This is a genomic window from Bradyrhizobium sp. (assembly GCF_016462955.1).
In the GTDB taxonomy this organism is placed as follows: domain Bacteria; phylum Pseudomonadota; class Alphaproteobacteria; order Rhizobiales; family Xanthobacteraceae; genus Bradyrhizobium.
The window spans coordinates 19,066-26,473 of record NZ_JAEMSD010000033.1 but is presented as its reverse complement, the minus strand read 5'-3'; the positions used below and the strand labels follow the sequence as shown (position 1 = coordinate 26,473).

Below are 7,408 nucleotides of genomic sequence, written 5' to 3'. Positions count from 1 at the left end.
GCTACTATGTTCACACATCTCTGTCGGAGCCTTCTGCCCGCCAATCCGGAAATGCGAGTCATTCGAGTCACTTGCTTGGGTTCCGTCGCATGAGAGTGCCCAATATCGGCCTTCAGCTAACTCATTGAAGAAGATTCTCTTTTCGAGATGTGTGAATCCGATAGCCCGCCTGCGGGGGGAGGGTTGGGGAGAGGGTGTCTCCACGGGCGAGAAAAGAGGAGAAAGCCCTCACCCGCCGCGCTGCGAGCGTCGACCGCTCCCGCGAGCGGGAGTGGTGCAGCGGCGTCCGCGGCTTGCACCTCGGCAAAAACAAAACGGCCCGCCGGAGATCCGGACGGGCCGTTGAACTCTCGATCCTGACAAGACGCGCTCAGCGCGGCGCCAGCACCATGACGACCTGGCGGCCTTCGAACCGCGCGTCCTGCTCGACCTTGGCGAGCTCGGCGACGTCGGTCTTGATCTTGTCCAGCAGCTTGGTGCCGATCTCCTGGTGCGCCATTTCGCGGCCGCGATAGCGCAGGGTGATCTTGACCTTGTCGCCCTCTTCGAAAAACCGCTGCATCGCGCGCATCTTCACGTCGTAATCATGGTCGTCGATCATCGGGCGGAGCTTGATCTCCTTGATCTCGACCGTCTTCTGCCGCTTGCGGGCTTCCGCGGCTTTTTTCTGAGCGGAATACTTATACTTGCCGTAGTCCATGATCTTGCAGACCGGAGGACTGACATTCGGCGAAATCTCGACCAGATCCATGCCGGCTTCCTGGGCCATCCGGATGGCAACGACGGTCTCAACCGTGCCCTTGTTGTCACCGGTCTGGTCGATCAGCTGGATCTGCGCATTGCGGATATCATCATTGATGCGCGGCCCGTCTTTGCTGGCAGCGGGCGGAGCTTTATTAGGACGGCGAATGGGTGGTTCTCCAATGTTGTGAAGGAAGCGGCTATCTTGAAGGAAGATGCGTTTGCCGGCAAGCAAGTCGCTCGTGCGAGGCGCGAAAAACCCTCAAATGCGAGGCATTTTGGCCACGCCTGGGCACGCTGACGACATAGACACCTTGCCTCAGTTCCGCAAGCGTCCCAAAGGGCCAATGTCGGCATCGGGCTGCGTCGCAGGCACGCCGCCCGGTTAAGCTCAAACCGCACAGCCAGAGTAAACGTTCCATGACCGATATCATTCCAGAGGCCGCGCTCGACTTCATCGATGTGGGCGAGGGGCCGTCTGCACGCAGGATCGCGGTGCGGAGCCGCCGCGGAAACGGGCCGGGACTGGTCTGGCTCGGCGGCTTCAAGTCGGACATGCAGGGCAGCAAGGCCCTGGCTCTGGATGACTGGGCCCGAGACCACGGGCGCGCCATGGTCCGGTTCGACTATTCCGGCCACGGCGAATCCGGCGGCGACTTCGTCGATGGAACCATCGGACGCTGGCTCGAGGACAGCCTTGCCGTGTTCGAGCGTTTCTGCGAGGGCCCGCAGGTCCTGGTCGGCTCCTCCATGGGCGGCTGGATGGCGCTGCTGCTCGCGCGCGAGATCAAAAAACGTCCTGCCAAGGCGTCGCTGGCCGGCCTCGTCCTGATCGCGCCGGCGCCCGACTTCACCGAGGAGCTGATGTGGAAGAATTTTTCGCCCGCGGTGAAGAAGGAGATCGAGACCAAGGGCGTCTGGCTGCGGCCGTCCGAATACGGTGACGGCTCGCCCTATCCGATCACGCGGAACCTGATCGAGGAGGGCCGCAATCACCTCGTGCTCGGCAGTGCCATCGATCTCGGCTGCCCTGTCCGCATCCTGCAAGGCGCGAAAGATCCTGATGTGCCGTGGCAGCACGCGTTCAAGCTGACGCACCGTCTGCCGGCCGACGACGTCGTTCTGACCATGATCCAGGACGGCGATCACCGCCTCTCCCGCCCCCAGGACATCGCGCGCCTTCTTGCGGCGGTGGCCGAGATCGGGTGAGCTTGTTCTTCTTCCTTCTCCCCTTGTGGGAGAAGTGGCGCGAAGCGCCGGATGAGGGGTTCTCCGCGAATTCAAGTGAGAGTTGAACTCGCGGGAGCGACCCTCACCCGAGTGAATGCGCGTCAACGAGCGGAGCTGCCCTCTTCCACAAGGGGAGAGGGCACAACGATTGGGAGCAACGCCAATGACAACAACCGCCATGCTGCGCGCTTTCTGCGATGCGGTCGAGCAGCGCAACAGCCGTGCCTTCGCCGAGCTGTTCACCGAGGACGGCGTCTATCGCGACGTGTTCTACGGCGCCTTCGCAGGCCGCGAGAAGATCGCCGCGATGATCGACGACTGGTTCTATCGCACGGCGACCGATTTTCGCTGGGACATGCATGATCCCGTCACCGACGGCACCACGCTCTATGCGCGCTACACCTTCAGCTATCGTTCGACCCTGCCGGAAGCGAACGGCGCGCGGGCGATGTTCGAGGGCGTTGCGATCATGACGCTGAAGGGGGGACAGATCGCGAGCTATCACGAGGTCGCCAACACCGCGCCGGCGTTCGTCGACCTGAAATTCGCGCCGGAACGCATCGCGAAGATCGCCGCCAAGCAGGGCGCCGAGCTCAAGGCACGGCCGGAGATGCAGAGGCATCTTACCTGACTGCCATTCTGGGGGCGCGCGCAGCGCGAACTATGGTGCGCAATTGCGCACCTGAGAATCCATTCCTCCACCAACTCTGCCGTCCGATGGATTCCGGGCTCGTGCTTCGCACGCCCCGGAATGACCGAGAGAGAGCGGCGCGCGCTACCGCTTCGACGGATTCGCCATCGGCTTGCGCTGCGCCAGCGCGGCGACCGTGGCGGTGCCGATCGGGCCCTGTTCGTCATAGAGCCAGCACTCGCCGATCGCGACGCCGTCGGTGGCGTGGTGGTTCACGACCTCGAAGCCGATCCATTCTGTGACCGGCAGGCGGTGCAGATAAATCGTGACGTCGCTGTTGATGTAGCCGAGCCCCTTGTCGCCGGCATTGGCGAACGGGCTGGCGAAATCGGCGCCGGTTGCGACATGCACGAACGGCGTCATCGGCACGCCCGCGACGAGCTCGCGCACCTCGCTCATCCAGAGCCGGCGCGGACCGAGCGAGCCCATGTGGCCGACGATCGGCCGCGTCGCCCATTTGCCGTTCATGCCGAGCCTGGGATCGGTGGGCTTGGGAATGTCGGCCGGCTTCGGCGCGTCCCAGTTCGGCGGCGACCAGACGTTTCCGTCGGGATTTTGCGTCTTGCGCAGCAGCTGGCACGAGGCGCGCGCCATGCTGACTCCGCCGGAGAAGAATTCCGCTTCAACCACGCGTATGCGCATGCCATCGCGCACCAGGCGCGTCGTCACGTCAATCGGCTTGTCGATGGTCGGCAGCCGAAACATGTCGACGGTAAGCCGCGCCGGCACGAACTCAGGGCCGGAATGGCGCTCCTCGATGGCGAAACCGAGCAGGCCGATGATGACGCGCCCGTGCAGCGACTTCGGATCCCAGGGGCCGTTGGCAACTTCCGTCGGGTGGAATGTCTCGCCGTCGCGGGTGAAGAAAGGCATGTTTGTCATGCGCGCGAGATTGCGGGATTGGGAGGGGAAATCAAGTGTGGTGAGGCGCATGTGCGCTCGCCAAACAAAAGGTGTCATCGCCCGGCTTGACCGGGCGATCCAGTACGCCGAGGCAGTCGTGATTGAGTCGAGGAGCCGCGGCGTACTGGATGCCCCGGTCAAGCCGGGGCATGACAGCGGAGAGTTAGGACGCAGCCAGCCACTCGTCACGCACGCTGCCGTCGTGCTCGTTGCTCGCCGCAGCAGACTTCATCGCATCAAACTCGGTGCGCTCCACCAATTGCCCCAGCGTCCACACCGCAGCCCCGCGCACCAGCGGGCTCGCATCGTCCAGCAATCGTCGTGCCTCGCTCGCCAGCGCCACATCACCGGAGTTGCCGATCGCGATCAGCACGTTGCGCAAGAAGCGGTCGCGGCCGATCCGCTTCACCGGCGACTTCGTGAACAACGCGCGGAACGCCGCATCGTCGAGCCGCGCGAGTTCAGCGAGCGAAGGTGCGCGCAATTCATCACGAGCTGCGAGCTTGGCCTCGCGTCCTTCTTGCGCGAACTTGTTCCACGGACATGCCGCAAGGCAATCATCGCAACCATAAATGCGATTGCCGATGCTCTTGCGGAATTCGCGCGGGATCGGTCCCTTGTTCTCGATGGTGAGATAGGAGATGCACCGCCGTGCATCGAGCTTGTAAGGCGCCGGGAATGCCGCGGTCGGGCAGATGTCGAGGCAGGCCCGGCACGAGCCGCAATGATCGATCTCGGCGGCATCGCGCGGCAGCTCCAGCGTGGTGTAGATCGCGCCAAGAAACAGCCATGAGCCGAACTCGCGCGAGACGAGGTTGGTGTGCTTGCCCTGCCATCCGAGATGCGCGGCCTGCGCCAGCGGCTTTTCCATCACGGCCGCAGTGTCGACGAACACCTTCACCTCGCTCGGCGCGGTCGCCACCAGCCAGCGCGCCAGCGCCTTCAGCCGCTTCTTGACGAGGTCGTGATAGTCGTCGCCTTGCGCATAGACCGAGATCGCAGCGCGCGTGCGCTGCTGCAGGATCGCGAGCGGATCGGAATCGGGACCGTAATTGACGCCGAGCATGATCACGCTGCGCACATCGCTCCAGAGTCCGCGCGGATCGACGCGGCGCTCCGGCTGGCTCGCGAGCCAGTCCATGTCGCCATGGCCGCCCGAGGCGATGAATTCGAGAAAGTATTTTCCGGCCGCCTCGATCGTGCCCGGTGCGGTGATGCCGATACAGTCGAAGCCGAGCGCGCGCGCTTGCTCTTCGAGCGCGTTGCGCAACCGATCCGTGTCTGTGTCGATGTTGTTCAATGCGTCCACACTCGACGTCGTCATGGCCGGGCTTGTCCCGGCCATCCACGTTCTTGTGTAGTCCTCACCGAGACAGGAAGCACGTGGATGCCCGGGACAAGCCCGGGCATGACGGCCCTCATCAGAAATCCAGGTCCACGTAGGTCCGCGAGGCCGGCACGCCGGCCAGCCATTCGCTCAGCAGCGGACGGAACGACGGGCGGGATTTCACCCGCGCGTACCACGCCTTTGCTGCGTCGTCCTCGCTCCATGGCACGTCGCCCAGATAGTCGATCGCCGAGAGATGCGCCGCGGCGGCGAGATCCGCGTAAGTGATCCGGTCGCCGGCGAGGAAGTTGCGCGTCTGCGCCAGCCAGCCGATATAGGCCAGATGATAGCGCACATTGGCTTTCGCTGCGCGCATCACGTCGGCCGAAGGCGCGCCGCCGCCGTTCTCCTCGCTCATGAAGCGCTTGTAGATCCGCTCGGTGACGAGTGGATGCGAGACCTCCTCGAAGAACTTTTCGTTGAACCAGGCCATCAGCCGGCGCACCTCGACGCGCTCGGCGATCGTCTCCGGCATCAGGCGCTTCACGCCCATCTCGGCACCGTAGGCCTCGTCGACATATTCGGCGATGATGGCCGCGCCCGGGATCGGCGGCTGTTCATCGTCCACCAGGACGGGCGTGGTGCCGGCCGCGTTGAGCAGCAGAAATGCCTCGCGCCGCTCCCAGCTGCGTTCCTCGACCAGCTTCACGTCGAGCCCGTATTCGCCCGCGATCAGGCGGATGAAGCGCGAATGCGGACAGAACGGATGATGAAACAGCGTAAACATGAAGCCTTTGACTATGTGATGGTGCTTAAGAATCCATCAATGTTTGTGCGGCGCCACACTAGTCCCTCAAAACCGCGAAGCAAGGCGTGATGTCGCATTTTTGCGATTGCGGCATGGGGGCGAATAGGCGAGAAGAGCCCCGCTTTTCCAGCCGAAATGGACCGTAAATATGTCAGACGCAATACGGGCAGTGATCCTCGGCATCATCGAGGGTGTGACCGAGTTCCTTCCCGTATCCTCGACCGGCCACCTTCTGCTCGCGGAGCGTTTCTTCCATCTCGGCGAAGGTCCGTTCTGGGATTCGTTTACGGTTCTGATCCAGCTCGGCGCGATCCTCGCGATCGTCGGGCTCTATTTCCGGAAGCTCTGGGACGTCGTGATCGGCTTCTTCTCCGGCGATGCGGATGCGCGCCGTTTCGTGATCGGCGTGCTGGTGGCGTTTCTGCCCGCCGTGGTCGTCGGCCTCGTCGCCGGCAAGTACATCAAGAGCCTGCTGTTCAATCCTTGGGTCATCTGCTTCACGCTGATCGTCGGCGGCGCCATCCTGCTCTGGGTCGACAAGCTCGATCTGAAGCCGCGCGAGCATGACGCCACCAGGTTTCCGCTTCTGACGTATCTCTATATCGGCATGGCACAGTGCGTGGCGATGATCCCCGGCGTGTCGCGCTCCGGCGCCAGCATCGTCGCGGCGATGCTGCTCGGGGCCGACAAGCGCGCGGCGGCGGAGTTCTCGTTCTTCCTCGCCATTCCCACCATGATCGGCGCGTTCGCCTACGACTTCTACAAGAGCCGCGCCGAGATGACGATGGACAACATGGGCATCGTCGCGATCGGCTTCGTGGTGTCCTTCATCACCGCCGTCATCGTGGTGAAGACGTTCCTGACCTACGTCACCCGCCACGGCTTTGTGGTGTTCGCCTGGTGGCGCGTCATCGTCGGCACCCTCGGCCTGATCGCGCTGGCGTTGGGCCACTAAAGCGCGATCACGATTCATCCCAATCGCATCGCGCTTTGGGCAGTCCCATCGGCTCGTCATGGCCGGGCTTGACCCGGCCATCCACGCGCATCCGCGACTGCAGCGAGACGTGGGTGCCCGGGTCAAGCCCGGGCATGACGACTGATAAAGAGGCGCTTCACACGCTCATGCGCTGGAACTGGCCCTGCGGGCGGAAGCGCCAGAGATATTGCGGGGCGATCGCCTCCAGTGAATCGGCCTGGATGCCGAGGCCTTCCAGCGTCAGCCCGGCGGCCTTTGCCGCCTCCGACACGACATTGTCGCGCTCGAGCAGCGTGACCTGGTCCGGCGTCAGCTTCAGCGCGCCCGGCGCGAATTGCAGGAAGGCGGCATTGAAGCGGGCGAGGCCGAACGACAGCGGGATCAGTAGCCGCTCGCGGTCGGTGATCTCGAGGATGGCCTCGATGATCTCACGCATGGTGAGCACCTCCGGCCCGCCGAGCTCGTACGTCGCACCCGGCTTGGCCTTGCCGTCGACGGCATCGGCGATCGCGGTGGCGACGTCGCCGACATAGACCGGCTGCATCTTGGTCTCGCCGCCGATCAGCGGCAGCACAGGGAACATCCGGGCCATCGCGGCGAAGCGGTTGGTGAACTGGTCCTCGGGGCCGAACACCACGGAGGGGCGGAAGATCGTGGCGGAGGGCACCGCGGCGAGCACGGCGGCCTCGCCGGCCGCCTTGGCCCGGGCCTAGCGCGAGGGCGACTGCGCAT

Annotated in this window: 7 protein-coding genes and 1 pseudogene; 3 read left to right on the top strand and 5 right to left on the bottom strand. The window is 64.0% G+C overall.

Annotated elements, in window-relative coordinates; genetic code table 11:
- Positions 1-370: 370 nt before the first annotated feature.
- Entirely contained in the window at positions 371-910 is a 540-nt protein-coding gene (infC, locus tag JHD07_RS06170) for a translation initiation factor IF-3 (protein ID WP_082847910.1), read from the bottom strand.
- Between the two features lie 251 nt (positions 911-1,161).
- Between infC and JHD07_RS06165 the strand changes: the two genes are divergently transcribed.
- Together JHD07_RS06165 and JHD07_RS06160 are read left to right on the top strand one after the other, a co-directional pair.
- Positions 1,162-1,950: an alpha/beta hydrolase gene (locus tag JHD07_RS06165; RefSeq protein ID WP_291620088.1), complete on the top strand. Its 789-nt coding sequence runs from the start codon at positions 1,162-1,164 to the stop codon at positions 1,948-1,950.
- Positions 1,951-2,134: 184 nt separating this feature from the next.
- Complete coding sequence (locus tag JHD07_RS06160) at positions 2,135-2,602, top strand: nuclear transport factor 2 family protein (RefSeq protein ID WP_291620086.1); 468 nt, start codon at positions 2,135-2,137, stop codon at positions 2,600-2,602.
- A gap of 144 nt (positions 2,603-2,746) precedes the next feature.
- On the opposite strand, the gene JHD07_RS06155 is transcribed toward JHD07_RS06160, so the two are convergent.
- The 3 genes from JHD07_RS06155 to JHD07_RS06145 form a co-directional block, all read right to left on the bottom strand.
- A complete protein-coding gene (locus tag JHD07_RS06155; RefSeq protein WP_291620084.1) occupies positions 2,747-3,544 on the bottom strand; it encodes an acyl-CoA thioesterase domain-containing protein in 798 nt (265 codons plus the stop codon).
- A gap of 184 nt (positions 3,545-3,728) precedes the next feature.
- Complete coding sequence (gene queG / locus JHD07_RS06150) at positions 3,729-4,889, bottom strand: tRNA epoxyqueuosine(34) reductase QueG (protein WP_291620082.1); 1,161 nt, start codon at positions 4,887-4,889, stop codon at positions 3,729-3,731.
- 97 nt (positions 4,890-4,986) lie between these two features.
- Complete coding sequence (locus tag JHD07_RS06145) at positions 4,987-5,679, bottom strand: glutathione S-transferase family protein (protein WP_291620080.1); 693 nt, start codon at positions 5,677-5,679, stop codon at positions 4,987-4,989.
- Positions 5,680-5,848: 169 nt separating this feature from the next.
- On the opposite strand from JHD07_RS06145, the gene JHD07_RS06140 reads away from it, so the two are divergent.
- Positions 5,849-6,655 (top strand): undecaprenyl-diphosphate phosphatase, encoded by an 807-nt coding sequence (locus JHD07_RS06140; protein ID WP_291620078.1) that lies wholly within the window; start codon positions 5,849-5,851, stop codon positions 6,653-6,655.
- A gap of 157 nt (positions 6,656-6,812) precedes the next feature.
- Here JHD07_RS06140 and JHD07_RS06135 read toward each other — a convergent pair.
- Positions 6,813-7,408, bottom strand: a pseudogene (locus tag JHD07_RS06135) (sugar nucleotide-binding protein); the annotation flags it as partial.